The organism is Acetobacteroides hydrogenigenes, assembly GCF_004340205.1.
Taxonomy (GTDB): Bacteria; Bacteroidota; Bacteroidia; order Bacteroidales; family ZOR0009; genus Acetobacteroides; species Acetobacteroides hydrogenigenes.
The window spans coordinates 20,145-46,871 of sequence record NZ_SLWB01000003.1 but is presented as its reverse complement, the minus strand read 5'-3'; the positions used below and the strand labels follow the sequence as shown (position 1 = coordinate 46,871).

The following is a 26,727-nucleotide window of genomic DNA, read 5'->3' as shown; positions in this document are numbered from 1 at the left end:
TAATGTCTATAGTACCTACTCAATATGCCCGTTTACTAGATGAACTCATTGCTCGAGGAATAGCATTTGCCTGCTACTTTTTGCCATTCAACGCTAAGCCTACGCTTATTGTGGAAAATAACGAGCCTGCAGAGCTGCTTTCATATGGCGATCTTGATGGTGAGAATGGCTTTGTGTTTGCCCCATTTACGATAAGCAACGAAAAACCTCTTCTTCTTTTTAGATCGAAAAACATCTATAGCGGTTTTGTAGATGATATTTCGATGCCGATTAGTGGCGTTGCCGTGAACGGAAATAATTCAGCCTATTCTACAACACAGGAACTGTACGATAGCACTTTTCGCTGCTTTATGGATCTGCTAAAAAGTGGTCGGTTCGCCAAGCTAGTGCTTTCCCGCAAGCTGGTTATCGATCGGCATATAAAGAGCATCGGAAAGGTTTTTCTGAACGCAAACAAGGCCTATCCGTCAGCATTTACCTACTTGGTGAATGCACCAAAATCGGGTTTATGGCTTGGTGCAACGCCCGAACTCCTTCTAAAAGGAGATGGCGATTCCTTTCAAACCGTTGCACTTGCAGGAACTATGCCCGTTTCGGGAGATAGTACCGATTATAGCTGGAGCGAAAAGGACTGCGAGGAGCAGCAGCTCGTGGCCGACTATATTTCGGACCGACTGGCCCTTTGTGGGGTAGCAAACGTTGAGAAGAATGGGCCAATTACCATTAAAGCAGGTAATATAGTTCATCTAAAAACAACCTTTAAGTTTGCTACTGATGGCAATATTGGTGTAGGAAGGCTTGTTGATACGCTCCATCCAACTCCTGCTGTATGTGGATTACCCAAAGAGGAAGCTCGGCAGTACATTATCGAAACGGAGCAGCACAATAGGGAGTACTACACCGGTTTTGCAGGAATTGTTAGCTCGAACAAGGAAACCGAATTATACGTAAATTTGCGCTGCATGAAGGTGGAGGCGCAGCAGCTCTCGCTTTTTGCGGGTGGTGGTATCACCGCCAAATCCGAAGGAGAAAGAGAATGGAAGGAAACCAACCATAAGCTTCGAACCCTTCAATCTATAATTGAAGCAGACTATTAGATGTACTCCAACAAGAAAAGTATTCAGCAACTTTTGTCGCTCATGCTCGAGCATGGCGTAACCAATGTGGTTCTCTCTCCGGGGTCGCGCAATGCACCGCTGATACACACCTTCAGCCAGCACCCGCAGCTTACGTGCTACACCATTGTGGACGAGCGAAGCGCTGCCTACTTTGCCCTTGGATTAATCCTTAAGACCCAAAAGCCAGTAGCAGTTTGCTGCACGTCGGGAACTGCGCTGCTCAACTATAGTTCGGCAACCGCCGAAGCCTACTACCAGAAGCTTCCGCTAATGGTTATCTCCGCCGATCGTCCCACCCATTGGGTAGGGCAGGCTGACGGGCAAACCATCAACCAAAAGAACGTGCTCGCCAACTTTGTGAGGCGTAGCGTTACACTTCCCGAGATTAACAATGCAGACGATCTGTGGCTCTGCAACCGATTGGTAAACGAAGCGCTAATTGCCCTTACCCGCACCGATGCTGGTCCTGTTCATGTAAACATCCCCCTTTCCGAGCCGCTTTACGAGTTTACCAAGGATTCCATTCCTGCGGTAAGGAAAATTCAACTAGTAGAGGGTAACCCTAGTGTTCCTTCATCCTACGTTGAGGAATGGAGCTCCTTCACCAAGAAAATGGTGGTTGTAGGGCAGCATCTCCCAAGTAAGGAGCTAACGAGCGCTGTCGAGAAGCTGGCGCTGCGTGGCGATACCGTAATCATCGCCGAGCATACGGCAAATCTGCCCTCGGCAGCTAGCGTGCAGCAGCTCGAGCAGGTGCTGGTGTCGCTTACCGATAGCGAGAAGGCTCAGTTTGCCCCCGATATCCTGTTAACCCTTGGTGGGCACATCGTGTCGAAGCGCTTTAAGCAGCTTATTCGTAGGCATCAGCCTTCGAGGCACTGGCGTATTGGCTGCGATGTGGTTGACACCTACCAGGCGCTTACCGATTTGCTTGACGTTGATGCTCCTTCGTTTGTTGAGGGGATTGCGAAAACCGAGGTTGGGGCTAAAGAATACCATAATCTCTGGGCTAATCGGAGTGAACAAGCTATATCAGCAGGAAAAGAGTACCTAAAGGGCGTTCCTTACTCGGATATGCTCGTCTACAGGACCGTATTCGAGCAAATGCCTTCGGGGATCTCCCTTCATTTGGGGAATAGCACCCCAGTGCGCTACGCGCAGCTCTTCTCGCTTCCAAGCAATGTCGATGTGTACAGCAACAGGGGAACCAGCGGCATAGATGGCGTTGTATCTACCTTTACAGGGTTTGCCTCGCAAAACGATAGGCTGTCGTTGCTTTTAGTTGGCGAACTCTCGTTCCTGTACGACTCCAACGGGCTTTGGAACCGATACCTTTCGCCCAAGGCTCGCATCATCGTCATCAACAATGGCGGCGGTGGCATCTTTAGGCTGATCGATGGTCCATCAAAATCAGAAGCATTAGAGCAGCACATCGAGTATCGCCACGGGCAATCGGTCGAAAATATAGCAACTGCATTTGGCGTAGAGTACCTATCTGCATCTAACGAGAAGGAGCTGGAATGCTCGCTCGAAAGGCTGATGGATGAGAGCATCAACATGCCGATGCTACTGGAAGTATTTACACCTTCGGAGCTGAACTCGGAGGTTTACAAAGGTTATTTCGAATATTTAAAAACTAAATAAAGGCTACGACTATGGCTGAGAAAAGAGAATGGTCAACCATTAAGGAGTACGAAGAGATTCTTTTCGACTACTTCGAAGGTATCGCAAAAATTACCATCAACCGTCCGCGCTACTACAATGCGTTTACCCCAACAACGGTTAGCGAGATTAGCGATGCGCTACGCATCTGCCGCGAAGATCAGCAGATAAACGTTATCGTGCTTACCGGCGCCGGCGATAAGGCGTTCTGCTCGGGTGGCGACCAAAACGTTAAGGGTGTTGGAGGTTACGTGGGTAAGGACGGGGTACCTCGTCTGAACGTGCTCGAGGTTCAGCGCCAAATCCGCTCGATGCCAAAGCCAGTTGTGGCAATGGTAAACGGGTACGCAATTGGCGGCGGACACGTGCTACACGTTGTGTGCGACCTAAGCATCGCTTCGGAGAATGCCATCTTCGGGCAAACAGGTCCTAAGGTGGGCAGCTTCGATGCCGGATTGGGCTCGTCGTACCTCGCTTCGATCGTAGGCCAGAAGAAGGCTCGCGAAATTTGGCTGCTATGCCGCCAGTACAGCGCACAAGAGGCTCTGGAAATGGGCTTGGTAAATAAGGTCGTTCCCTTCGATAAGCTCGAAGACGAGGTTGTAGAGTGGTGCCAAATAATGATGCAGCACAGCCCAATGGCGCTTCGCATGCTTAAGCTGGGTATGAACGCCGATCTTGACGGGCAGGTAGGCCTACAGGAGTTTGCCGGCAACGCAACCCTTCTATACTACCTCACCGAAGAGGCTCAGGAAGGAAAGCACGCCTTCCTCGAGAAGCGCAAGCCCGACTTCCACAAGTACCCAAAGTATCCATAGAAGATTTTTCCCTTTTTGATATGCGAACCGCCCGAAGCAATCTTCGGGCGGTTCGTTTTTATGCAGCCCACCGGAATAATGGAACTGGGATGCTAAGTTCGGGTACGCTACCGAGTTTTGTACTCTCCAGGTCTCGCCGTTGGGGTACGCTACTGAGTTTTGTACCCTCCAGGTCTCACCGCTAGGGTACGCTACCGAGTTTTGTACCCTCCAGGTCTCACCGCTGGGGTACGCTACTGAGTTTTGTACCCTCCGGGTCTCGCCGTTGGGGTACGCTACTGAGTTTTGTACCCTCCAGGTCTCACCGCTAGGGTACGCTACTGAGTTTTGTACCCTCCAGGTCTCACCGCTGGGGTACGCTACTGAGTTTTGTACCCTCCGGGTCTCACCGCTGGGGTACGCTACTGAGTTTTGTACCCTCCGGGTCTCGCCGTTGGGGTACACTACTGAGTTTTGTACCCTTCGGGCCTCACCGCTAGGGTACGCTACTCAGCCGTATTTGAGCTATCTTTGCTTCCATTAATCGTAAATATGTAGCTATGTCATCATCGGAGTACACCTTTAAAGTAGCACCAAATTGCACCAAGTGCAGCGCCTGCTCGCATGTATGCCCTTCGGGGATTATTGTAATGACCGCCGATGGCCCCACCCTGCCCAATGCCAAGATCTGCATCCGTTGCGGGCACTGCGTGGCGGTTTGCCCAGTCGATGCGCTCGACTTCAGCCTTACCCCGCTTGCCAATCAGAAAAGAATAGATGGCGCCCTCACTATAGATTCGGAGAAAGCAGAACAGTTCCTTCGTTCGCGCCGATCCATTCGCAACTACCGAAAGAAGGAGGTTGCCAACGACGACCTAACGCGCCTGCTGGAGGTTGCCCACTACGCCCCATCGGGAGGGAATACCCAGAGCGTATCGTACGTGGTAGTCAACAAGCGCGAAATACTTGATAAGCTGTCGGCGCTAACGCTCGATTGGATCGCGGAGATGTCGAAGGTAAACGCCTCGATGCGCTCGTACAGCAACCTGGTAAGCATTAGCCGCGAATCGGGGGCCGATGTCATATTTAGAGGAGCACCTGCGCTGGTGGTCGCCGTAGGTCCTCGCAAGATGCCCATTGTACGCGACAACGCCCGGTTTAGCCTTGCCTATGCCGAGCTCTTTGCCCCAACGCTTGGGCTGGGTTCCTGCTGGGCTGGCTTCTTCGAGATGTGCTCGTCGGCCTACCACAAGGAGGTGTACGACCTGCTCGGATTAACCGAAGAGCAAATGGTGGTTGGCGCGCTGATGGTGGGCTATCCGAAGTACTACTTTAAGCGGTTAGTAGGCAGAAATAGCCTCGACGTAAAATTCATATAGACCTTTTCGATAGGCAAAAAAGGCTAAAAGCAAAGACCTTACCCCAACCAAACCGAAAAGAAAAGCGGAGGGATTACGGTAATTATGCATATTCTTTTTTGAGATGCATAAACAATTTCTAACTTGCGAGCAAACTAAATGGTGTTTAAACCTACTAAATTTTCAAGGAAATGAAGTTCTTTATTGACACAGCAAATCTAGCTCAAATACAAGAAGCAAACGATTTAGGCGTACTGGATGGGGTAACTACCAACCCTTCACTAATGGCCAAAGAAGGAATTAAAGGCGAAGAAAACGTAAAGGCCCACTACGTTAAAATCTGCAATATAGTTGATGGCCCTGTTAGCGCAGAGGTTATTTCTACCGATTACGAAGGTATGATACGCGAGGGGAAAGAGCTAGCCAACCTTCATCCAAACATTGTTGTTAAAGTACCCTGTACCAAGGATGGCATCAAGGCGGTAAAGTACTTTTCCTCAAACGGGATTAGAACCAACTGCACCCTTATCTTCTCGGTAGGACAAGCGCTTCTTGCAGCCAAAGCGGGCGCCACCTACGTTTCTCCATTTGTTGGCCGATTGGACGACATTTGCTCGGATGGCGTTGAGCTGGTTGGTCAAATTGTCGAGATGTTCAACATCTATGGCTACCCTACCGAAGTTCTTGCAGCCTCCATTCGCAGCAGCCAGCACATTATCGACTGCGTTGCAGTAGGCGCCGATGTGGCAACCTGTCCGCTGAGCGCAATTCTAGGATTACTGAAGCATCCGCTTACCGATAGCGGCTTAGCACAGTTCCTCTTAGACTACAAGAAGGTCCAAGAATAGGATAAAAATATCTTTCTAGAAAGAAGCCTGACAGTCAACCGGTCAGGCTTTTGTTTTCATATTATTGATAAATAATGCAGCTTGTCGTAAGTAAACTTTCGGATGGAATGCTTACTTTTGCACTGCATTTATCAATTTGATAAATAGATTTTTATAGTGGTGTAAGAATGTTGTAACCCTTACTAAATCGCCTAATTATGAAAGGAATCGTACTTGCAGGTGGAAGTGGAACCCGTCTCTACCCTATCACCCAAACCATATCTAAACAGCTTCTTCCGATTTACGATAAGCCTATGGTCTACTATCCGATATCGGTGCTGATGCTAGCAGGAATTCGCGATATCCTAATAATATCCACGCCCCACGACACCCCCCACTTCCAGGAATTGCTTGGGGATGGAAGCCAGTTTGGCGTTAATTTTCAGTATAAGGTACAGCCATCTCCCGATGGTTTGGCACAGGCCTTTATACTTGGCGAAGAGTTCATTGGGAACGATGACGTTTGCCTTGTTCTTGGCGATAACATTTTCTATGGATATGGGCTTACAGGAATGCTCCACAGAAGCGTTAAGACAGTTGAAAACGAACGTAGAAGCGTTGTTTTTGGCTACTATGTAAACGATCCAGAACGCTACGGCGTAGTAGAATTCGACAACGAAGGTAAAGTGCTTAGCATTGAGGAAAAGCCACAAGCACCAAAAAGCAGCTATGCAGTAGTTGGCTTATACTTTTATACCAACGATGTCATCCAAGTTGCCAAAAACGTAAAACCCTCCGCTCGTGGCGAACTAGAAATAACATCTGTAAATCAAGAATACTTGAACAGGGGCAAACTTAACGTCGAACTTATGGGACGAGGTTTTGCTTGGCTCGATACCGGAACGCATAAGAGCATGCTAGATGCAAGCCAATTCATCGAAACGATAGAGGAGAGACAAGGCTTAAAAGTTGCCTGCCTAGAAGAGATTGCCTATAACAGGGGGTATATTACCGCCGAACAGGTTAAGAAGCTTGCTGCCCCCATGGCCAAAAATCAGTATGGTCAGTACCTCCTTCGCTTAGTAAAGGAGGGTTAATAAAAATACGCCGAAAAGAGATTATGCAGTTTATTGAAACTAAAATTCCTGGGTTAACAATTATAGAACCTAAAGTCTTTCTTGACAACCGAGGATACTTTATGGAATCGTTCAAAGAAGAAGAGTTTAGGAAGGCTATAGGAAGTATCAATTGGATTCAAGATAACGAGTCGAAATCTAGCAAAGGGGTTCTTCGTGGATTACACCTCCAAACAGGAGATTTTGCCCAAGCAAAGCTGGTTAGGGTTGTTGTTGGAAAGGTTTTCGATGTTGCTGTTGATGTTCGTAAGGGATCACCAACCTACGGTCAGTATGTTGGCGTTGAGCTTAGCGACGAAAACCATCGTCAGCTTTTTATTCCTCGAGGATTTGCCCATGGCTTCCTTGTTTTAAGCGACACCTGTATCTTTCAGTACAAGGTCGATAATATCTACTGCAAGGAAAGCGAGGATGGCTTTCACTACGAATCGTTTGGAATAGAGTGGCCAACAATAGATAAAGGGTTCATTATTTCTGAGAAGGACGCTATTCTAAAATTGGCTTAACAACCGTTAGTTTGGTATAAATGTTGTTAGGGTATTTCCCTGTTTTGTTGTAGATCTTTAAGAAAAGCCTGATGGACTTTTTGATTTTGAATCTACTTGATGTCAGTTGATCTGTTGGAATGTTATTTTAATCTTTTGCTATTTTATGGATAAATTGGTTACTATCAACTTACTTATTTGTTTAACTTTTTCGATTTCTGCAGCAATCGGTTTTATTATTGTCCCCCGAATTGTAATGATATCAAGGCGTAAAGGCCTTTACGATTTCGTAAACGAACGCAAGGTGCATACAACGCAGGTTCCCCGACTGGGTGGGGTTTCCTTTCTTCCCGCACTTCTTTTTTCCGTATCGTTTGTAATGGGTATTCGATACCTAATTGGACTAGAAGTTCCCGATAGCATTTCGAACAGCGTTTTAATCGAAACGCTATTTCTACTGTGCGGAATGGTTGTGCTGTTTTTTATAGGCTTAGCGGACGACCTAATTTCAGTTAGCTTTAGGTATAAGCTGCTAAGCCAAATTATGGTAGCACTTTTAATGATTCTATCCGGCGTTTATGTTAACGATATGCACGGCTTTTTAGGAATACATGCTATTCCTAGTTGGGCTGGTTACCTGCTAACCATCATTCTTGTATGCTTTGTAATAAACGCCATTAACCTAATTGATGGAATTGACGGTCTGGCATCGGGCTTAAGTAGCATAGCGCTAGCCTCGCTAGGATTTTGGTTTTTGGGGCAAGGGCTTTTTGTTTATTCTATGCTGGCGCTTGCCATGCTTGGCGTTATTATACCCTTCTTTATCTACAATGTTTTTGGCCGTAAGTACAAAATATTTATGGGCGATACCGGCTCCCTTCTGATAGGTTACCTTATTGCATTTTTAAGCGCCAAACTCTGTATGGTTTCAGTATCGGGGCCTGTTTTTGATTTTAAAGGAGCTCCTATTTTTATCTTTGCCATACTTTTTATACCACTTTTCGATGCGGCACGTGTGTTTATAGAGAGGATGCGTGCAGGCAAATCGCCTTTTTATCCTGACAAAACGCATATTCACCATAAATTTTTGGCTTTAGGTTTTTCGCATCGTCAAACAATGGTTGCCATAATACTGATTGAAGGTGCTGTTATAATGGTTGATATTATTCTAAGCCAGTATCTGGATATTACCCTGATGTTCTTTGCAAACATTGTTTTAGGCGTATTCATGATGCTTGTACTCCACCGTATTCAGTCGAAGATTGACGAGGATGAGGCAGAACATACGCCTCTTACTCCATTTAAAAGGGTAAGCGTAGAGAAGATCAACGAAAGGGTTTAGCCATTACCCCCTCGTGCGATCCTAAGGTGGTATAAAAAGGTTTAACGACTGCTCTTTTTGCTTGGACTGTTGCTTTAAATTAATAGTTTTGCACGTCTTACAAGGCATTTTGAAGAAATATCACCATCCTAAATTCCGACAATGAGCTATAAGGGAGGTCATCTGGCTGCGCTGAAGTACCTATTTCGCGAATATTTTGGCTACCTACTTTTTTGGGCAGCATTCTTTTTCACTTCTCGTCTTTTGTTTATGGCGGTAAACTTTAGGGATACCAAAAGTATTGCTGCCGCCGACTACCCTGGCATGCTTATTCATGGCTTGCACATGGACCTTTCCATGATTGGGTACCTCGCGCTACTATGCGGGCTGTTTTTCGTAGTCATCAGCTGGATACGCCCCCAGCTAGCAAAGGGTGTTGTAGCTGGGGTTAACCTGATATTTATAGTTCTGCTTTCGGTAGTGGTAATCTCGGATGCCGTTCTTTTTGGCTACTGGGGTTTCAGAATGGATGCCACCCCGCTCCTCTACCTCAAAACGCCCGGCGAAGCAGCTGCATCGCTAAACCTAGCTCAGCTTATTCTGATTCCGCTGCTCATGGTTGGTTACGGACTAGCGTGGTGGTTTATCTACCGAAAGTTCGTTAATAAAAGGACAACCGTTGACGCTCGCCTTCCTTGGTGGAGCATACTTCTGATATCCCTAAACATAATACCTATCCGTGGAGGTTTTGGCATATCGCCCATGAATCCGGGTAAGGCATACTTCTCGAAGGATGCCTACACCAATCAGGCAACCGTTAACGTGGCTTGGAATGTTTTCTACTCGCTTAATAAGCTAAAGGATACCGACAAAGAGTACCGCTTTATGGACTCCAAGGAGGCTGAAGCAATTGTTGCAGAGATGTACAAGCAATCGGGAGAAACCAGCTACATCCTTAACACGCCTAAGCCTAACGTTATTGTGCTAATAATGGAAAGCTTTGTAAGCAACATCACCGAAACGCTTGGCGAGGAAAAAGGGGTTACGCCCAACTTGGATAGCCTAATGCGCGAAGGCGTGCTGTTTACGCGTATCTACAACGATGGGCAGCGCTCGGAAAAAGGGCTGGTATCGGTTCTGAGCGGCTATCCCGCGCAAACCACCACCTCCATCATAAAGCATAACGCCAAGGTGCTTAAGCTACCGGTTCTGGCAAAAGACTTTAAGGCTAACGGCTACAGCACGGCCTACTACTACGGCGGAGACATCGGGTTTGCCAACATGCGCACCTACCTCATATCGTCGGCGTACGACCGCTACGTTACCCAGGACGACTTTTCGGCCGATCAGCTGCAGTCGAAGTGGGGAGCACAGGATGGATACGTGTTCGACAGGCTTTTTAACGACCTAAAGCGCGAGCAAGGCCCCTTCTTCTACACCTTCTTTACCTCGAGCAGCCACGAGCCCTTCGATGTGCCCATGAAGACGGTAATACCCGGGAACGATGACGACTCGAAGTTCAAGAATTCGGCCCACTACACCGACAAATGCCTGGGAGAGTTCATCCGTAAGGCAAAGAAGAGCAGCTGGTGGAACAACACGCTTATCGTTATTGTTGCCGACCACGGCAGAAGCTGCCCCAGCAGCTTAAAGATGTTCGACGAGAAGCGCAACCGAATTCCGATGCTATGGATTGGTGGCGCGCTAAAGGTTAAGGGCGCTAAAATCGACAAGCTTGGCGTTCAGCACGACCTTGCCGCAACGCTTCTTGCGCAGCTGAAGATGGATAGCAAGCGCTACACCTTCTCGCGCAACCTGCTGGATAAGAATTTTAAGGATTGGAGCATGTTTACCTTCAACAACGGGTTTGGCTATGCCGAGGGAAGCTCGGTGGTGGTTTACGACAACGTTGGAAACGTTTACTCGCAGGAGATTAACCCTACCGACGAGGTAAAAAAGAAGGGAAAGGCGCTTTTTCAGGTATACAACCACCATTTTGTAGGCCTTTAGGCCGCACTTGGTTTACATCTTTTAGCCATTAGGCAGCAACAATGCCCCCTGATGGATGTTTGAAAATTTAAAGGAAACGAACAGCTATGACAGAAATACAACGTCCGCTTATTTTAGTATCGAACGACGATGGCATTAACGCCAAAGGGATTGCCGCACTGGTTGAGGTGGCCAAGCAGCTTGGTCGCGTGGTGGTAGTGGCGCCCGAGCAGGGACAATCGGGAATGTCGCACGCCATAACATCGGCCATCCCCGTTCGCCTTCGCCATGTTAGGGAGGAGGAAAACGTATCGTGGTACGCCGTAAGCGGCACCCCTGCCGATTGCATCAAAATAGCGATGTACGAGGTGCTCAACCGAAAGCCCGACCTGGTGATTTCGGGAATTAACCATGGCTCCAACTCGTCGGTGGCCGTAATCTACTCGGGAACCATAGGCGCTGCCGTGGAGGGGACGCTCTACGGGATTCCATCCATTGGCTTCTCGCTGCTCGACCACTCGGCCAACGCCGATTTTACCGCCGCCAAGCGCTGGTTTGCCCCCATCATCAAAAAGGTGCTCGCGAAAGGGCTGCCCCACTTCACCCTGCTCAACGTAAACATCCCCAATATACCATCCGAGAAGATTAAGGGGTACGCCCACTGCCGCGTTACCCACGGAAAGTGGAGCGAGGAGTACGAGAAGCGCACCGATCCGCAGGGAAAAAGCTACTACTGGCTTACCGGATTCTTCCAGAACGACGAGCCGGGCGCTACCGATACCGACGAATGGGCTCTTGCCAACGGCTACGTGGCGGTGGTTCCGGTTTACGTAGACTGGACCAACCACGCATTCCTCAACCAGATGAAGCAGGAATGGCGGTTCGACGAGGAGCTTGCTAAAAAGGAGTAAACGCTATACCATAAGGCAAAAGGGCAGAACCAACGCCTGCGGTGAAGGGGCTACCGCCCACGACCCTCGGGCCACAAAAAAACCCCCGTTCCGTCGCGGAAGAGGGGCTTTGAAATTAACAAACTAATAATAACAAATGATTGAACTATTCTTGTGAACGGTTCTGCTCTTTTTCCTTTTTGGCCTTTTCGGCAAGCGTTTCGCGGGTGTGGATTACGGCCATTACGGCATCGATCTCCACGTTAATCTTACCAATCATATCGGCGTATTCGGGCTTCTCCTCTACGCTGTAAAGATCGTCGAGGAATTCGAGAAGGGCCTTTACCTGAGGTCGAACCGTTTTGCTGATCTCGTAGGCCGACTCGGCATCCTCTTCGCTGGCCTTAACGGCGGTACGGTTGCTGTACACCCCTTCGAAGCTGCTCTTTTCGTCCATCACCTTGGTCCAAAACGGCTTGGCGCCAAGCGCTACGAGCGAGTCGGCATAGCGGCTGTTGGTGGTAAAGAGCTGGTTTAGCCCATCAACAACACCCGGCTGCGCCTTTTGCACTCCACCGGTAAGGGTTGGCATCTCGCGCCTAACGGCCGAGAGAATAAGGGTGGCCTGCTCCTTGGTTGCCGCACTATCGCTGTGGGTAAAGGCATCTACAAACTTGACGAAAAGCTTGATGCTTTCGTTAAGCCTCTTGGCTGCCTGCTTTACCGCCTTGGTTTCGTTCTCGAACGAGCCCTGGCTCTGCGCCGCAGCGAGCTCCTGGGTTGCCCTTACCAGCTCGTCGACCTTTTGCTTTAGCTTGGCGTTGAGTGCAGCATTTTGGTTGAGCACCGGAAGAATGCGCTCCAGAAAGGTTAGCAGCTCTACAACCCTAAGGTTACTTAAATGAATCGATTTTGTTTTCATCTAAAAGAATACTTTTGAGCGTTTCGCCCATAAACTTATAAAAGTTCTGTTAATCCATCGCTATATTCTGTTAATTTTTTAAATTTTTGCTATAATTTTTCGCCTTTTGGCATACCTGCTAAGCGCTGCCACCCTTTTGGCAGCGCTATTGGACCAGCTAGATGCACGCCATCGGCTTCACCTATCCCAATCTTTTAAGGTAAAAGGAAATAAGCCCTGCCAAATGTACGTTTACGATCCATTTTGTGAACCCACCGCCTGTGGATGGATGCTTGAAACCCATTTTGTGAACCCACAGCCTGTGGATGGACGTTTGAAAAACATTTTGCGCTCCCACAGCTTGTGGATGGACGTTTGAAACCCATTTTGTGCTCCCACAGCCTGTGGATGGACGTTTGAAACCCATTTTGTGCTCCCACAGCGTGTGGATGGACGTTTGAAACCCATTTTGCGCTCCCACAGCTTGTGGGTAAACGTTCGAGACCCGTATTGTGCTCCCACAGTCTGTGGGTAAACGTTCGAGACCCGTTTTGTGCTCCCACAGCCTGTGGGTGGATGTTTGAGCCCCGTTTTGTGCTTCCACAGCCAGAGATTTTACCTTTAAGATTTACACTACTCTATTCCGAAGGATATCCCCCGCTGGCGGGGGTTAGGGGGTGGATTTTATAGAAGTGTATAGCCCTTATTGGCATCAAGCATTTACCTCTGATGTCTATTTTCCTCCCCCCTTCCCCCCTCCAAAGGGGGATACACTTTGTGCTACGGCTTGCTGATTCCTTTACGTCTACCTCCATTATGATCGATGCTTTTTAAAAAAGCGATCACCGGTTCCCTCCTTCCGCCCATTCGTGTAGCCGATTTGGCTTCGGAAGCTGTTGCAAGCATTGTTTAGCACTTCATTCCAACGAATTAATTATAAATTTGCCCCCCAGTAACGATATTCAAAATTGATGAAGAAGAACTGGTTCAATAAGAGCTGGCTGGAGAACGAGTACGTGGTGCTCCTCTACCAGTTTGGCGTTCTGCTAGTCCTGTACGCCATTTGCAGGCTGCTATTCTACGGCTTTAACCTGTCGCTGTTCCCCAACGTAAGCTTCGCCGACCTGATGACCATCATGCGCGGCGGCGTTAAGTTCGACATTGCGGGGCTGCTCTACCTCAACGCGGTTTACATGCTGCTGTACATCCTTCCGCACCCCTGGAAGTACCGCAGCGGCTACCAGAAGTTCCTGCGCTGGTGGTTTATCATCGTCAACTCGCTGGGGCTGGCCCTCAACGCCCTCGACTTTAAGTACTACCCCTTTATACTGAAGCGCACCACCGCCAGCGTGTACGACATCCTCAAGAACGAGGACAACATGGTGTCGCTATCGCTGCGCTTTATGGTGGACTACTGGTACGTGTACCTGATCTTTGCGGCCCTGGTGGCGGCGCTGGTGTACCTCACCCGCAAGCCCAAACCGCAGCCAACGCCCATCGGCAAGTGGTACTACGCCTACCCCTTTGCCCTGGTGATGCTGCTCGTGTTTAGCGCCTTTACCGTTGCCGGCATCCGCGGCGACTTTAAGCACAGCACGCGGCCCATCACCATCAGCAACGCGGGCGAGTACGTGAAGTCGGCCGAGCAGGTGTACCTGGTGGTGAACACCCCTTTCTGCTTTATCCGCACCTTCGGCAACAAGTCGTTCACCAAGATGGACTTCTTTGCCTCGGAAAAGGAGCTGGCCGAGGGCTTTAACCCGGTGATGAAGTACGACCTGCCCGCCCCTGCCCAGAAGAAGAACGTGGTGGTGATCATCCTCGAGAGCTTTGCCCGCGAGCACTTCGGCGCCTTCAACAAAACGCTGGATGGAGGAACGTACAAGGGCTACACTCCCTTCCTCGACTCGCTGGCCCAGCAGAGCCTGGTGTTCCCCAACGCCTACGCCAACGGGCGCAAGTCGATTGACGCCATGCCCTCGGTGCTGGCCTCGCTGCCCGCGCTGGTGCAGCCCTACGTGATATCGGAGTACTCCACCAACCGCGTTAACTCCATTGCCAGCCTGCTGGACGGCGAGGGCTACGAGACCTCGTTCTTCCACGGAGCGCCCAACGGCTCGATGGGCTTTTTGGCCTTCAGCAAGCTGGCCGGGTTCCAGAAGTACTACGGCAAGACCGAGTTCAACAACGACGCCGAGTTCGACGGCATGTGGGCCATCTGGGACGAGCCCTTTATGAAGTACTGGGGCGCCCAAATGGGGCAGATGAAGAAGCCCTTCTTTACGGCGCTCTTCTCGGCCTCGTCGCACCACCCCTTTAAGGTACCCGCCAAGTACGAGGGGGCATTCCCCAAGGGAACGCTTCCGCTGCACCAGTGCGTGGGCTACACCGACAACGCGCTGCGCCTATTCTTCAACAGCATAAAGAATCAGCCCTGGTTTAAGAATACGGTATTCGTGATTACGGCCGACCACAGCGTATCGCCCGTGCACGCCGAGTACAAGACCAACATCAACGCCTTTGCGGTTCCGCTGATATTCTACACCCCCGATGGCTCGCTAAAGGGCGTCGACAACCGCCTAGCCCAGCAGGTAGACATCATGCCAACGCTGCTGAGCCACCTGGGCTACAGCAAGCCCTTCGTATCGTTCGGCACCAACCTCCTGGAGAAGAAGAACGACACCTTCGTGATCAACTACATCGGCGACGCCTACCAGTTTATGATGGACAATATGGTGATCTACTTCGATGGAAAAAAGATAACGCAGGTGTTCGACTACAAGAAAGACCCTGCGCTCAAGAACAACCTCCTGGGCAAGGCCGATATCGCCAAGTACGAAACCAAGATGAAGGCCGTACTGCAGCAGTACAACAACCGAATGATTGCAAACGACCTGGTGGCGAAGTAGGCAATCGCGGTTAGGCAGAAGAGAACGGAAAGCGTAGTCCGAAGGGGCTGCGCTTTTTTTATGATGCGGGGGATACCTCCAGCTAAGCGGAGCGTACTCGCGCATAGCCGTCAGGCTAAGCCAAAATCTAAAGAATAAACGCCCAAAAGCAGCACGTTATCCCCTCCTTGGGAGGGAATAAGCAGCTTCAATCATGCGACGGCGCTTAACATCTGTCCTTTCCTTTCTAAAACATAGTGCTTACAACTCTTAGCCTGACGGCTATGAGGCAGACCCCTACGCTAGCTCTGGTATATTCTCTTCTAACGTAAAGCTACAGGAATAAAAAAGGTGGATATCCAACAAATGGACATCCACCCTATACTATTTACGACTATACCCAATCGCCACCTCTAGGGCTGAGTAATCGGATTATTGTTGATCATTGGAAGAAGGGCGTTGTAATCGTCAACGCTAGCCCCAGCAAGGAATGCCTCAATAATTCGGCGTCCAAGAGGAGCCAGCTCAGGCGTCAAATACCTCTTGAGCTCCCTTGCAAAGAACTCCTGAAGAATTTGGCTGCCCTCATCGTATCCTTCGAAGCCAATTTCGGGCTGCTTGTACACCTTCAAGAAGCGAGAAGGAATCTTAGAGCCTTCGATGGTAAGGTAGTTAAGCTCGTAGCCAAGCAACGAACAACGGGCTGGCTGGTACTGGTCGCTACGCAAGCTAACGTTACCCCTGCGGGTAAGGTACTCGCGCATGAAGAGCTGTGGCTTAAAGCCCACCTTCCAAGCACCAATGTGCTGGTTTGGCGCCAACGTGTACTCTACGTTTGGCGTTTTTACGATCTGGTCGAGCAGCATGTTGGCGTGATGCACCATGGTTCCGGTAGCAAATGGCCAGTACGAGCCAACACCCTCGGCCTCCATTGCCGTTGTGCTCGCGCTCGAGATGCTTGGGTTGGCAAAGCCGCGTGGGGCCACCAAGCGCCAAATCCATGCCAGCGCAGGAGGAAGGATATGGAACATACCAATGATACCGTACGAGGGCGCCTCGGCCGTACATGGAGGAGTGCGAACGCCAAAGCTACGTACGTCGATGCTCACCGGCTTATCAACGGTGTTAGGAACCAGCTCGCGAGGAACTACCACACGTGGATTGGGGCAGCGCTTGCCGGGCTCATCCTCTATATGATCCCAAACTAGAGCGGTACACCCCGGCTTGGTTTCAACATTAAAGAAAAGAAGCGGGCTCTTAGGCTTAATGGTCAGCTTTTCGAGGAATGGATCGTCGCCATACTCCTTAATGCTATCCACACGGATGAACCACGCATTTTCGGCATCAATCAAGGTAAGCTTTCCATTTCCCTTGTCGAGCGATGGGTGGCAAATGGCCATATCGTCGGTTACGGGGCGGAATTCGCAGAACATCGGAATGGTAATTCTACGCTTTTCGCCGGTAATCAGGTTTTCACCTATTAGGATTTGGCCGTCGGGCTCGCGTAAGATGTGCTGGTGCATTTCGCTCTTACCGCCACCGCTGGCACCTTCGTGCATAAAAATGGTAACGTTATCGTAAGGGCTAATGGCCTGTACCGTGGAGCAGTGGTTGGTAATCCAGCTCTCCTTTTCGCCCTTGTCGAGAAGAACGCTATACAGCCCCTTTTTGGCGCTTGGCCCAGGATAAAGATTAAACGAGAATAATTCGTGAAGATCTTCGGTACGGTTATGCACCACCACCTGCTTACCTTCGAAATGGGTGTGACGGAAAGGTGGCGCTACGTATATAACGGAGTCGAAGCTAAACGAGGCATCAACCTTTTCGATAGGGATTAGCTGCTGAAGCATTCCTAAGCCCATTGCAAAGAATGCCGCATTGGCAGGGCAAACGGCCATACCGCCTGCACCCAAGTCGTGGCTTCCTGCAAAATAGAAGAATACGGCAAGCTCCTGCTCCTTTAGCCAATCTTCGGTTTCCTTGCGAAGTACCGAGAAATCGTAGCCATACTTATCCTTAAAACGAACTTTATCGGTTGGCTTATCGTCGGCAATAACCATGGTATTAGGATCTCGACGACGCATGTAAGCTTCGGTATAGTTGACGGAGATACCGTTGGTAACACGGTTTACTACCGCCTCGGTGTACAATCCCTTTCCAGGAATGTCATACTTCACCTCAAAGAGATCGTTCTCGAGACCACAGGTAGAAGCGGCGGCCAATTCCTCGATGGAGTTGAACACCGTTACCTTTTTACAGCCACTTAGAACATCGATGAGGCTCGCCGAAAGCTTTACTCCCTTTGCTGCTAAAGTTTCTAAAAGATTATTCATCCTATCTTGATTTAATTCAAACACTGTTGTAGAAAACTCTATACAGTACCGGCAACATTCCCCTTCGTGATCTCCACTAGCATTTCTGTAATTAGCTTGCTACGACACAACATTTTGCTCTCCTCATGTCTACTTAAAGCCTAATTTAGGGACAGGCCTAATACTCCAAATTTGTGATTCCGAAAGTATCAAAATAAGGAATTACCAACAATACTAGTCCACACAGGACACCGACCAACAGCTAATTACTTGACACAAGAAATCATCAAAAAGGGCAGCCTACAAACAAGTTGAAATAGACGATGCTCAACAACATCTGTTTTGATCGTTAAACGAACCGTACAGCTGTGAGCAACAAAAAAGCACCTTAACAACATTTACCGTTCGTTTTTTGACATTAAGAATAAGCACCTCCAGCAACCAACGGTATGCTTCCGCTATACCAAGTCCAATGCGCGCGTCCCGATACATAAAGACAAGCCGACTTCAAAATGCAACATCAAAACATTATACTATACCATCTGTTAACTTAATGTTACCAACAATAATATACAGTTCCTTTAGACGATGGAATACTTAGCTAATACTTAATCCAGCATTCAATTCAAGTTAATAGGATTACCCTTTATTTGCACTTAGAAAAATAACTCAAACCGAACAAGACGATGTTACGATTGAAGTCACTAGTACTTATACTTGGAATTGCAGCGATTGGCGAATCCGCACTCGCACAAACCAGCAAGCTAGATTCTCTGTCCAAAGAGGTTGCCCTGCTCAAGAAGCAAACCAGCGCGCTCTCCAACCTTAAGGTAAGCGGCTACATTCAGGCTCAGTACCAGTATGCCGACACCTTAGGAGCCAAGACCTTTAACGGAGGAAATTTTGCCAACGAGGTAGACAACCGTATATCGGTACGCCGCGCCCGCATAAAGTTTGGCTACGACATGAGCTTTGGCTCGGCCGTGTTACTTCTCGATGCCACCGAAAAAGGCATTAGCGTAAGGAATGCCTACCTCAACCTGACTGCTCCATTCGCCCAATCGCTTTCGCTCACGGGTGGTATTTTCGAGCGCCCCTTTGGATACGCCATAGAGTACTCCTCGTCGTCGATGGAGGTTGTAGAACGCCCAATGATGTTCCAAACCCTATTCCCCGGCGAGCAGGAAGTAGGCGCAATGCTTACCTACAAGGCCGATGGGCAATCGGCTCTAAAAGGGCTTACCGTAAAGGGTAGCTTCTTTAACGGAAACGGCATATATGCCGATGTCGATAAGTTTAAAGACTTTATTGGGAAAATTTCCTACAGCGGGCTTTCGAGCAGCAACGTTTACATCAACCTAGGAGCATCGCTGTACTCCGGACGCGTTTACAACCCAACCACAACGGTCTACAAAATGGACAACGCAAGCGGTATCAGCGCCTATACGGGAACTATCGACGAGGTAGGCGCAAGCCTTAAGCGCCAGTACGTAGGGTTCGATGCGCAACTTTCGGTAAAAACCCCAATAGGCAAAACCCAGCTGGTATCGGAGTACATCTTTGGCAAGCAGCCAGGAACGTCAAAAAGTAGCAAGAGCCCCGACTATGGAGCATTACCCACCACAGCGTCGTTTCTCCGCGAGTTTGCCGGAAGCTACGTAACGCTAATCCAGCAAATCCACAAGTTCTCGGTATACGGCCGCTACGACTGGTACGACCCCAATACCAAGGTAAAGGGTAACGAAGTTGGACTTTCAGCAACAGGTCTAACCGCCACCAACGCTACCGATCTAAAGCTTACCACAACAAGTTTGGGCACCTTCTACGAGCCAAACAAGAACCTACGCTTTACTGCGCAGTACGACTTTAACCGCTACGAGAAAACCAGCAACGGCAAATTCTCGGCAGCAGGTCTCAACAACAATCTATTTACGCTTCGCATACAGTACAAGTTCTAACGAAATAAAAGAGTAAAACTTTTTAAAACACAAAAATATGAAGAAGACACTTTCAGTTTTAGCAGGAATCCTTCTGATTTCGCAGGTTGGCTTTAGCCAAAAGGTAGTGGTAAAAGGCAGCGACACATGTCTTCCACTAGTTCAAAAAGAAGCAGAAACTTTTATGAAAACCAATAAGGGAACCAGCATATCGGTAACCGGTGGCGGATCTGGTGTAGGAATTGCCGCACTACTTAGTGGTTCTACCGATATCGCAATGGCCTCTCGTTCGCTAAAAATGGACGAAAAGATGAAGTTAAATGCCACTAAGAAGGCATACAACGAAACAACCATTGGGTGGGATGCACTTGCGGTAATTGTTAACCCATCGAACAAAGTTGGGAAGCTAACCCGCCAGCAACTTGAGGACATTTTTACCGGAAAGATAACCAACTGGAAACAAGTTGGAGGCGCAGATCTTAAGATTGTGGTTTACTCTCGCGAGTCGAGTTCGGGAACCTACGAATTTTTCAAAGATCACGTAATGCAAAAGAGGAACTTTGCCAACAACGTTCTTAGTATGCCAGCTACCGGTGCTATTATTCAATCGGTAAGCCAAACAAAGGGTGCTATCGGGTATGTAGGATTAGCTTATCTCGAAAAAAAGGTGAAGGCCGTTTCGGTAGCCTTCGAAGAAGGGAAATACGTTCAGCCAAGCTTTGCCAATGCGCACAACGGAACATACCCAATTGTTCGCCCACTCTACTTCTACACACTAAAGAGTTCGGATAAGCAAATTGGGCCTTTCGTCAAGTTTATCCTTTCAGCAAAGGGACAAGCCATCGTAAAACAGGTTGGTTATATCCCTGTTAAGAAGTAATACCAACATTCCAACATTCCCAAATTCCCCACAGATGAGACATTTGTGGGGAATTTTATTTTCGGACAATCTACCAAGAGCGAAAAATTTAAATTCAATGCAGCTGCTTTTTGCAGAGTATTCTCTAAACTATTCATTAATTTTTATACTTTTGAACACTTTTTTTGAAAAAAATAGAAGCGATTACATCATAGTAGCAATCAATGAAATTACCTAATCTTCGCTCGTACGCACTGTTTCTAGCGGTATTGCTTTGGGCAATATCAGCGTCTGCTGGTTACTCTAGCATAGACCGATCCGGTTTCTATGCAGCATACACTTCAGCATCGATCGATGGCATTAACAATTTCATATCTAAGCTAGAAAATGGGAGTTCATCCGAAAGCAAGGCCTTTTTAGGAGCCTTACTGATGCGTAAGTCGGGACTTCTCAACAACAAAAAGGAGCAGCTAAATCTCTTCAAGAAGGGGAGAATGCTACTCGAAAAGGAAATAGAGACATCTCCCAACAACGCGGAGTTCCGTTTCCTTCGGATAACAATTCAGGAGCAGGCTCCAAAAATACTTGGCTACAACAAAAATTTAGAGCAGGATAAGAAGGTGCTCGCTAAAGGGTTTAAAGATCTAAACCAAGAGACTCAAAAGGCAATTTTAGGCTATGTCCAAAAATCTCGCCTTCTAAAAAGCACCGATTTAAACTAGATTTGCTAAATACAAATAACAGACTAAAAATGCTTAACGTATTAGCAATAAATTACTCTCAAACAGGGCAACTCGATGCGATAATCGACAATTTTACGAGTCCACTGGCAAGCCATTGCCGTGTTGACAGAGTAAAACTAGAGCCTCTACAACCCTATCCTTTCCCTTGGACAGGACAGGAATTTTTCGATGTTATGCCCGACTGCGTTTTGGAAAACCCCATACCGCTGCAACCGTTAAATCTACCTCAAAAAGATTACGATCTAATAGTTATTGGCTACCAACCGTGGTTCTTGTCTCCTTCGTTACCTATTACGAGCCTTTTTTACTCCGAGGAATTTAAGTCAATAGTAAAAGGAAAGCCTGTTGTTACCATCATAGGGGCGCGTAACATGTGGATCAACTCGCAGAAATCGGTAATTGGCTATATCGAAAAAGCAAACGGGACACTCGTAGGAAACATCCCTCTAGGCGATAGAACAAGCAACCTAATCAGCGCGCTAACCATCCTGCACTGGATGCTAAACGGGCGAAAGGATAAGTTCCTGGGAATCCTTCCAGAACCCGGCATTAGCGACGAAGACATACAAGGCGCATCAAAATACGGAGAGATTCTTTTGGAATGCATACAAAAGAACCAAATCAATGATTTTCAAAACAAAGCGCTCGCTACTAAAAATATCAAGCTGCCTATTTCGATCATATTCATCGAAGAAAGAGCTAAAATGCTCTTCAGGATATGGGCTAATATAATTGCAAAACGAGGAACAACTCCTCGAAAGCGGAAGTTATACGTAAATCTGTTTAAGTACTATTTGATAGTGGCACTTTTTATGGTTGCCCCTATTGTGCTATTTTTCTACTTTACGCTATTGTATCCGCTTAGCATGAAAGCCGCAAATAAAAAGAGACAATTTTACTTAAAGGGAATAATAAAGGTATACAATGCAAGAAGTTTACATTACCAAAGTTGCTAAATTCCTTCCCAACGAACTGGTTCAGAACGACGAGATGGAGCTCTACCTAGGGTTAATAAACGGCAAGCCATCAAAATCAAGAAGAATCGTACTAAGGAATAACGGAATACAAGGACGCTACTACGCCCTCACCAAAGAAGGGCAAACAACCCACACCAACGCTCAAATGGTAGCATTGGCCGTTAAGGAACTTTTTACAGAATGCCCTGAAAATATAAAATCGGTAGAGCTGCTCTGCTGTGGGACTTCTACTCCCGATCAGATGATGCCCTCGCATGCAGTAATGGTGCATGGGTACCTTCCCGAATCTAACAGCATCGAAGTTGTTTCTCCATCGGGCGTTTGCTGCTCGGGTATGCACGCCTTTAAGTATGCATATCTATCGGTGCTCTCTGGCGACAAAAGTAAGGCTGTATGTACAGGATCGGAACGCGTATCACGTCTCCTTAAAGCCGACACCTTTGATGCTGAGGCTGAAAAAATTGAGCAGCTCAACAACGATCCATACATTGCCTTCGAAAAAGATTTTCTTCGTTGGATGCTCTCTGATGGTGCCGGAGCTTTTCTCCTCGAAAACAAAAAAAGCGAAAACGGCATATCGCTAAAGGTGGAGTGGATTGAGGCCATCTCGTACGCAAATACGATGGAATCGTGCATGTACATGGCTGCCGAAAAAAACGAAGACGGCACACTTAAAAGCTACATGGATCACTATCCCTCCGATATACTTGACAAATCGCTGCTAAGCATTAAGCAAGATGTAAAGTTACTCAGCGAATATATTGTTAAGCTTGGATTTTCTAAGCTTAAGGATATACTTGCCAAAAGAAACTTTGATGTAAATGACATCAACCACTTCTTGCCTCACATCTCGAGCTACTTCTTTGAGGATAAAATTGCAAGAATACTTGATGAAAATGGGATATCCATTCCTAAGGAAAAGTGGTTTACCAACCTAAGGACAAAAGGGAATATTGGTTCGGGTTCTATTTACATCATGTGCGAAGAGCTATTCAATAGTGGGAAACTGAAAAAGGGAGAGACGATACTATTTGCCGTACCTGAAAGTTCACGATTCTCATACGTTTTCTGTCTACTTACAGTTGCTTAATGAAAAAGTCGGAAGTTCCACAGGATAAGAGTTCGCTCGCAAACGTTACCCGAGAGGTATGTTATGCCAAAGAAGACGAAGGCTGCTACAACACGGCTCTTAGTACTGGGTGGAGCATAAAAGCCGAAGCCCTCGAAAATGCATGGACCGAGATTGATCGCCTTACCGAGGAAGCCCGAAAGGAGGTCGTTGCAGGAACTAAAAGCCCAGTATACTACTTCATGCAACGCAAGTTAATGGACATTGCGCTGCTTGCGGCCTACACCGGCTTTTGGAAGATTACCGTGCGCAGGCACTTTAAGCCAAGCGTATTCGAAAAACTAAGCGAAAAGAAGCTGGCCATTTATGCTGATGTATTTGAAATCAGCGTGCAAGAACTAAAAAATTTCAGAGGATAGATGAATATAGACTTTAAGCATATACAGTCGGCACATTGCGAGAATGGGGTTACAACCAACCTTCTCCGATTCCATGGCTACGACTTTATTACCGAACCGTTGGCCTTCGGCTTAGGATCGGGACTATTCTATATTCATATTCCGTTTATCAGCATCAGTAACGGTCCGGCTGTTTCTTTTAGAACCATGCCAGGCGCTATTTTTAAGAGAACCTGCAAATCGCTGGGAATTCCGGTTGAGCATAAAAAATTTAGCGATGCAGCGAAAGCAAAGCAATATCTTGACAACCAGATAGAGATTGGGAATCCTGTAGGATGCCAAGTTGGAGTATTCAACTTAACCTACTTCCCGGTTGAATACCGATTTCACTTCAACGCTCATAACCTTATTGTTTACGGGAAGGATGGCGATAGCTACTCCATCAGCGATCCTGTAATGGAAACGGTAACATCGCTTACCGAAGAGGAACTGCAGCGGGTAAGGTTTGCCAAAGGAGCCTTTGCACCTAAAGGACATGTATACTATCCCGTAAATATCCCAAAGCCCAACATAGAACTGCTGCGCAAAGGAATTGTAAAGGGAATTAAGCGCAACACCCGCGACATGCTTTACGTACCTGGAGGAATTGCTGGGGTAAAGGGAATTAAGTTCACAGCAAACCAGATCAGGAAGTGGCCCACTAAACTTGGCGACCGTAGAGCAGCCCTTTACATGGGACAAATTATTCGAATGCAGGAAGAGATTGGTACAGGTGGAGGCGGTTTCCGCTTTATATATGCAGCTTTTTTAGAGCAGGCCGCCCAGCATCTTCAAATGGATAAGCTAATGCATTCGTCTGACGACTTCACCCGAGCAGGCGACCTCTGGCGCGCGGCAGCTGTAGAAATGGCTGGGGTTTACAAAAATCGTCTTGTAGGACAGGAAGCATATGATAAAATCGCCGATATGCTTGTAGAAATATCAGAAACCGAGAAAATGGCATTCACCAAGCTGTCAAAAATTAAATTTTGATTATGGGAATAGGCATAGACATACAGCATATCACCAAACGATATCCATCGGCTACCAAGAATAGTTTAGATGGGGTTAGCCTCACCATAAATCCGGGAAGCAAGTTTGGCATTCTCGGACCTAACGGTGCCGGAAAAACAACCCTTATATCAATTATCTGTGGAATAATTGAAAAAACGGAAGGCAATATCTTTTGCCATAGCGATAAAGGAGAAATTGAATATAAAGAATTCAGGAAAAAACTGGGGTTTGTTCCGCAAGATTACGCCCTATTCCAAGAACTCACCTCAAAGCAAAATCTCGAATACTTTGGAGCGCTTTACAACCTTAACCGGAAGCAAATTGCCAGCCAAACTGACTATTTACTCAATAAGTTAGGGCTTGCAGCCGTAGCCGACAAGCAGGTTTGCACCTTTTCAGGCGGCATGAAGCGAAGGGTTAACCTTGCCATTGGTATAATACATCAACCACAAATTCTAATTCTTGATGAGCCAACCGTTGGCGTAGATGTGCAAAGCAAAAACGCTATTATGAAGCTGCTCGACGAACTGAATGCCAATGGCACAACCATCATCTACACATCGCACCACCTTGCGGAGGCGCAGGAGTTCTGCAACGAAATTGCACTAATAGACATGGGCAAGATCATCCTCTCCCAAACAATGGCATCGCTCCTAAAAGAGCATCAAACAAACAGCCTTAAAGAGGTTTTCCTCGAACTTACAGGCGAAGAATACCGCGATTCGAATGTATAAGTTATATATATCCATAAAGAAAGAGGTCTTGCAGCTAATCAACGACAAGGTTGGTTTGCTCATCATGTTTGCTATGCCGCTTTTGCTCGTGGTTATTATTACGCTAATCCAGGATAGCACATTTAAGCTGGTTAAGGAAAATAAGATCTCGATGTTAGTTGTAAACCGAGATGCTGGTGCTCAAGGTAAAAAGCTTACCGAGATGCTGGCCCACTCTGGCATGTTTACCATCACCACAGATAGCACCATTGCAAAGGCCTCCATTAAATCGGAGTTGCTTAAGCAGAATAGAAACGTGGCGCTTTACATTCCAGAAAACTTCAGCGACAACCTACGCCAAAAGGCCTCTGAAATAGGGACCCTATTTTTAACCGATTTAGGAGTTAAGGATTCGGCTAGCAAGAGCAAACCGGTGAAGCTAACCGCCATTGATTTTTTCCACGACCCTGTACTTCAGGATAACTACTGCTACTCAATTATTGGGGTGGTTCAGTCGTACCTGCAGCTAATCGAAAACAACCTGATGGTGGAGAATATGTACACCGAAATGGGAGATGGAAAAACACCTGCAAGCCTAAAGAATGTGCTCTCCCAAAATCAGGTTGCCATAACCAAAACAGCCGCCACCAATGCCAACTTCGATATAATGCCCAATGCAACCCAGCATAACGTACCAGCGTGGACCGTATTCGCCATGTTCTTTATGGTAGTTTCGTTGGGAAGCAACATTGTTGCTGAACGAAACAACGGCAGCTTTATACGGCTAAAAACTATGCCCACCAACTTCTGGATGGTGCTTAGCAGCAAAATGGGGGTATATCTCTTTGCTGCTATCCTTCAGGTAGTGCTTATTTTTTCGGTTGGCAAATGGCTTTTTCCACTAATCAAACTAACTCCGCTGACCCTTCCTAATGATTTGATGGGACTTTCTACGGTTGTTTTACTTAGTGGATTAGCAGCAGTGTCGTATGCACTGCTAGTTGGATCGCTAGCAAAAACACAGGAGCAAGCCAACGGTTTTGGAGCTGTTTCCATCATAATTTTTGCAGCGCTTGGCGGCATTTGGGTTCCGGTGTTCGTTATGCCCGGCTACCTTAAAACAATAAGCCAATTTTCACCACTATATTGGTGCCTCGAAGGATTCTACACGGTATTCCTAAAAGGCGGCAGTTGGAACGAGCTACTTAAGGTGGCGCTATTTCTTCTATCGTTTACTGGAGCATGCCTGCTCGTAGTATTCGGCAGCTTAAAACGAAGTAAAATCATTTAAATA

Annotated in this window: 22 protein-coding genes; 20 read left to right on the top strand and 2 right to left on the bottom strand. The window is 47.5% G+C overall.

All coding sequences use genetic code 11. The features are described 5' to 3' along the window. Positions 1-2: 2 nt before the first annotated feature. The 10 genes from CLV25_RS04235 to surE all read left to right on the top strand — a co-directional run bounded on the left by CLV25_RS04235 (position 3) and on the right by surE (position 11,604). Positions 3-1,097 carry an isochorismate synthase gene (locus tag CLV25_RS04235; RefSeq protein WP_131838397.1) on the top strand — a complete coding sequence of 365 codons (1,095 nt, stop codon included), beginning with the start codon at positions 3-5 and terminating at the stop codon, positions 1,095-1,097. After that, complete coding sequence (gene menD / locus CLV25_RS04230) at positions 1,098-2,762, top strand: 2-succinyl-5-enolpyruvyl-6-hydroxy-3-cyclohexene-1-carboxylic-acid synthase (protein WP_131838396.1); 1,665 nt, start codon at positions 1,098-1,100, stop codon at positions 2,760-2,762. A gap of 11 nt (positions 2,763-2,773) precedes the next feature. After that, complete coding sequence (gene menB / locus CLV25_RS04225; RefSeq protein ID WP_131838395.1) at positions 2,774-3,598, top strand: 1,4-dihydroxy-2-naphthoyl-CoA synthase; 825 nt, start codon at positions 2,774-2,776, stop codon at positions 3,596-3,598. Positions 3,599-4,137: 539 nt separating this feature from the next. Next, positions 4,138-4,956, top strand: coding sequence for a nitroreductase family protein (locus CLV25_RS04220; protein WP_131838394.1), 819 nt, complete (start codon positions 4,138-4,140; stop codon positions 4,954-4,956). Between the two features lie 170 nt (positions 4,957-5,126). Further along, positions 5,127-5,783: a fructose-6-phosphate aldolase gene (gene fsa / locus CLV25_RS04215; protein ID WP_131838393.1), complete on the top strand. Its 657-nt coding sequence runs from the start codon at positions 5,127-5,129 to the stop codon at positions 5,781-5,783. 197 nt (positions 5,784-5,980) lie between these two features. Continuing rightward, positions 5,981-6,859, top strand: a complete 879-nt coding sequence (gene rfbA, locus CLV25_RS04210) for a glucose-1-phosphate thymidylyltransferase RfbA (protein WP_131838392.1) — start codon at positions 5,981-5,983, stop codon at positions 6,857-6,859. Positions 6,860-6,882: 23 nt separating this feature from the next. After that, positions 6,883-7,404, top strand: a complete 522-nt coding sequence (rfbC, locus tag CLV25_RS04205) for a dTDP-4-dehydrorhamnose 3,5-epimerase (RefSeq protein ID WP_131838391.1) — start codon at positions 6,883-6,885, stop codon at positions 7,402-7,404. Between the two features lie 145 nt (positions 7,405-7,549). Beyond that, positions 7,550-8,725: a glycosyltransferase family 4 protein gene (locus tag CLV25_RS04200; RefSeq protein ID WP_131838390.1), complete on the top strand. Its 1,176-nt coding sequence runs from the start codon at positions 7,550-7,552 to the stop codon at positions 8,723-8,725. A gap of 141 nt (positions 8,726-8,866) precedes the next feature. Continuing rightward, entirely contained in the window at positions 8,867-10,714 is a 1,848-nt protein-coding gene (locus CLV25_RS04195) for an LTA synthase family protein (protein WP_131838389.1), read from the top strand. 86 nt (positions 10,715-10,800) lie between these two features. After that, positions 10,801-11,604, top strand: a complete 804-nt coding sequence (surE, locus tag CLV25_RS04190) for a 5'/3'-nucleotidase SurE (RefSeq protein ID WP_207895585.1) — start codon at positions 10,801-10,803, stop codon at positions 11,602-11,604. A gap of 145 nt (positions 11,605-11,749) precedes the next feature. Here the strand turns inward: surE and CLV25_RS04185 are convergent, their stop codons facing one another. Beyond that, positions 11,750-12,505, bottom strand: a complete 756-nt coding sequence (locus tag CLV25_RS04185; protein WP_131838388.1) for a DUF6261 family protein — start codon at positions 12,503-12,505, stop codon at positions 11,750-11,752. 950 nt (positions 12,506-13,455) lie between these two features. On the opposite strand from CLV25_RS04185, the gene CLV25_RS04180 reads away from it, so the two are divergent. Next, positions 13,456-15,393, top strand: a complete 1,938-nt coding sequence (locus CLV25_RS04180; RefSeq protein WP_131838387.1) for an LTA synthase family protein — start codon at positions 13,456-13,458, stop codon at positions 15,391-15,393. Positions 15,394-15,785: 392 nt separating this feature from the next. Here the strand turns inward: CLV25_RS04180 and CLV25_RS04175 are convergent, their stop codons facing one another. Next, a complete protein-coding gene (locus tag CLV25_RS04175) occupies positions 15,786-17,705 on the bottom strand; it encodes a DUF4914 family protein (protein ID WP_131838386.1) in 1,920 nt (639 codons plus the stop codon). 665 nt (positions 17,706-18,370) lie between these two features. On the opposite strand from CLV25_RS04175, the gene CLV25_RS04170 reads away from it, so the two are divergent. The 9 genes from CLV25_RS04170 to CLV25_RS04130 all read left to right on the top strand — a co-directional run bounded on the left by CLV25_RS04170 (position 18,371) and on the right by CLV25_RS04130 (position 26,724). Next, on the top strand, positions 18,371-19,642 hold the full coding sequence (locus CLV25_RS04170) for a porin family protein (RefSeq protein ID WP_131838385.1): 1,272 nt from the start codon (positions 18,371-18,373) through the stop codon (positions 19,640-19,642). A 37-nt stretch (positions 19,643-19,679) separates the two neighbouring features. Beyond that, complete coding sequence (locus CLV25_RS04165) at positions 19,680-20,501, top strand: phosphate ABC transporter substrate-binding protein (RefSeq protein WP_131838384.1); 822 nt, start codon at positions 19,680-19,682, stop codon at positions 20,499-20,501. Between the two features lie 203 nt (positions 20,502-20,704). Then, complete coding sequence (locus CLV25_RS04160; protein WP_131838383.1) at positions 20,705-21,202, top strand: hypothetical protein; 498 nt, start codon at positions 20,705-20,707, stop codon at positions 21,200-21,202. A 29-nt stretch (positions 21,203-21,231) separates the two neighbouring features. Then, entirely contained in the window at positions 21,232-22,179 is a 948-nt protein-coding gene (locus tag CLV25_RS04155; protein WP_131838382.1) for an NADPH-dependent FMN reductase family protein, read from the top strand. After that, entirely contained in the window at positions 22,148-23,290 is a 1,143-nt protein-coding gene (locus tag CLV25_RS04150) for a beta-ketoacyl-ACP synthase III (protein WP_131838381.1), read from the top strand. The genes CLV25_RS04155 and CLV25_RS04150 overlap by 32 nt, the downstream gene beginning before the upstream one ends. Continuing rightward, positions 23,290-23,688 (top strand): hypothetical protein, encoded by a 399-nt coding sequence (locus CLV25_RS04145; protein ID WP_131838380.1) that lies wholly within the window; start codon positions 23,290-23,292, stop codon positions 23,686-23,688. Before CLV25_RS04150 ends, CLV25_RS04145 begins: the two co-directional genes overlap by 1 nt. Then, the gene (locus CLV25_RS04140) at positions 23,689-24,699 is read left to right on the top strand and encodes a BtrH N-terminal domain-containing protein (RefSeq protein WP_131838379.1); all 1,011 of its coding nucleotides are present in this window, start codon (positions 23,689-23,691) and stop codon (positions 24,697-24,699) included. A gap of 2 nt (positions 24,700-24,701) precedes the next feature. Then, complete coding sequence (locus CLV25_RS04135; RefSeq protein WP_131838378.1) at positions 24,702-25,454, top strand: ABC transporter ATP-binding protein; 753 nt, start codon at positions 24,702-24,704, stop codon at positions 25,452-25,454. Continuing rightward, positions 25,447-26,724 carry an ABC transporter permease gene (locus CLV25_RS04130; RefSeq protein WP_131838377.1) on the top strand — a complete coding sequence of 426 codons (1,278 nt, stop codon included), beginning with the start codon at positions 25,447-25,449 and terminating at the stop codon, positions 26,722-26,724. Before CLV25_RS04135 ends, CLV25_RS04130 begins: the two co-directional genes overlap by 8 nt. The last annotated feature ends 3 nt before the right edge of the window (positions 26,725-26,727 follow it).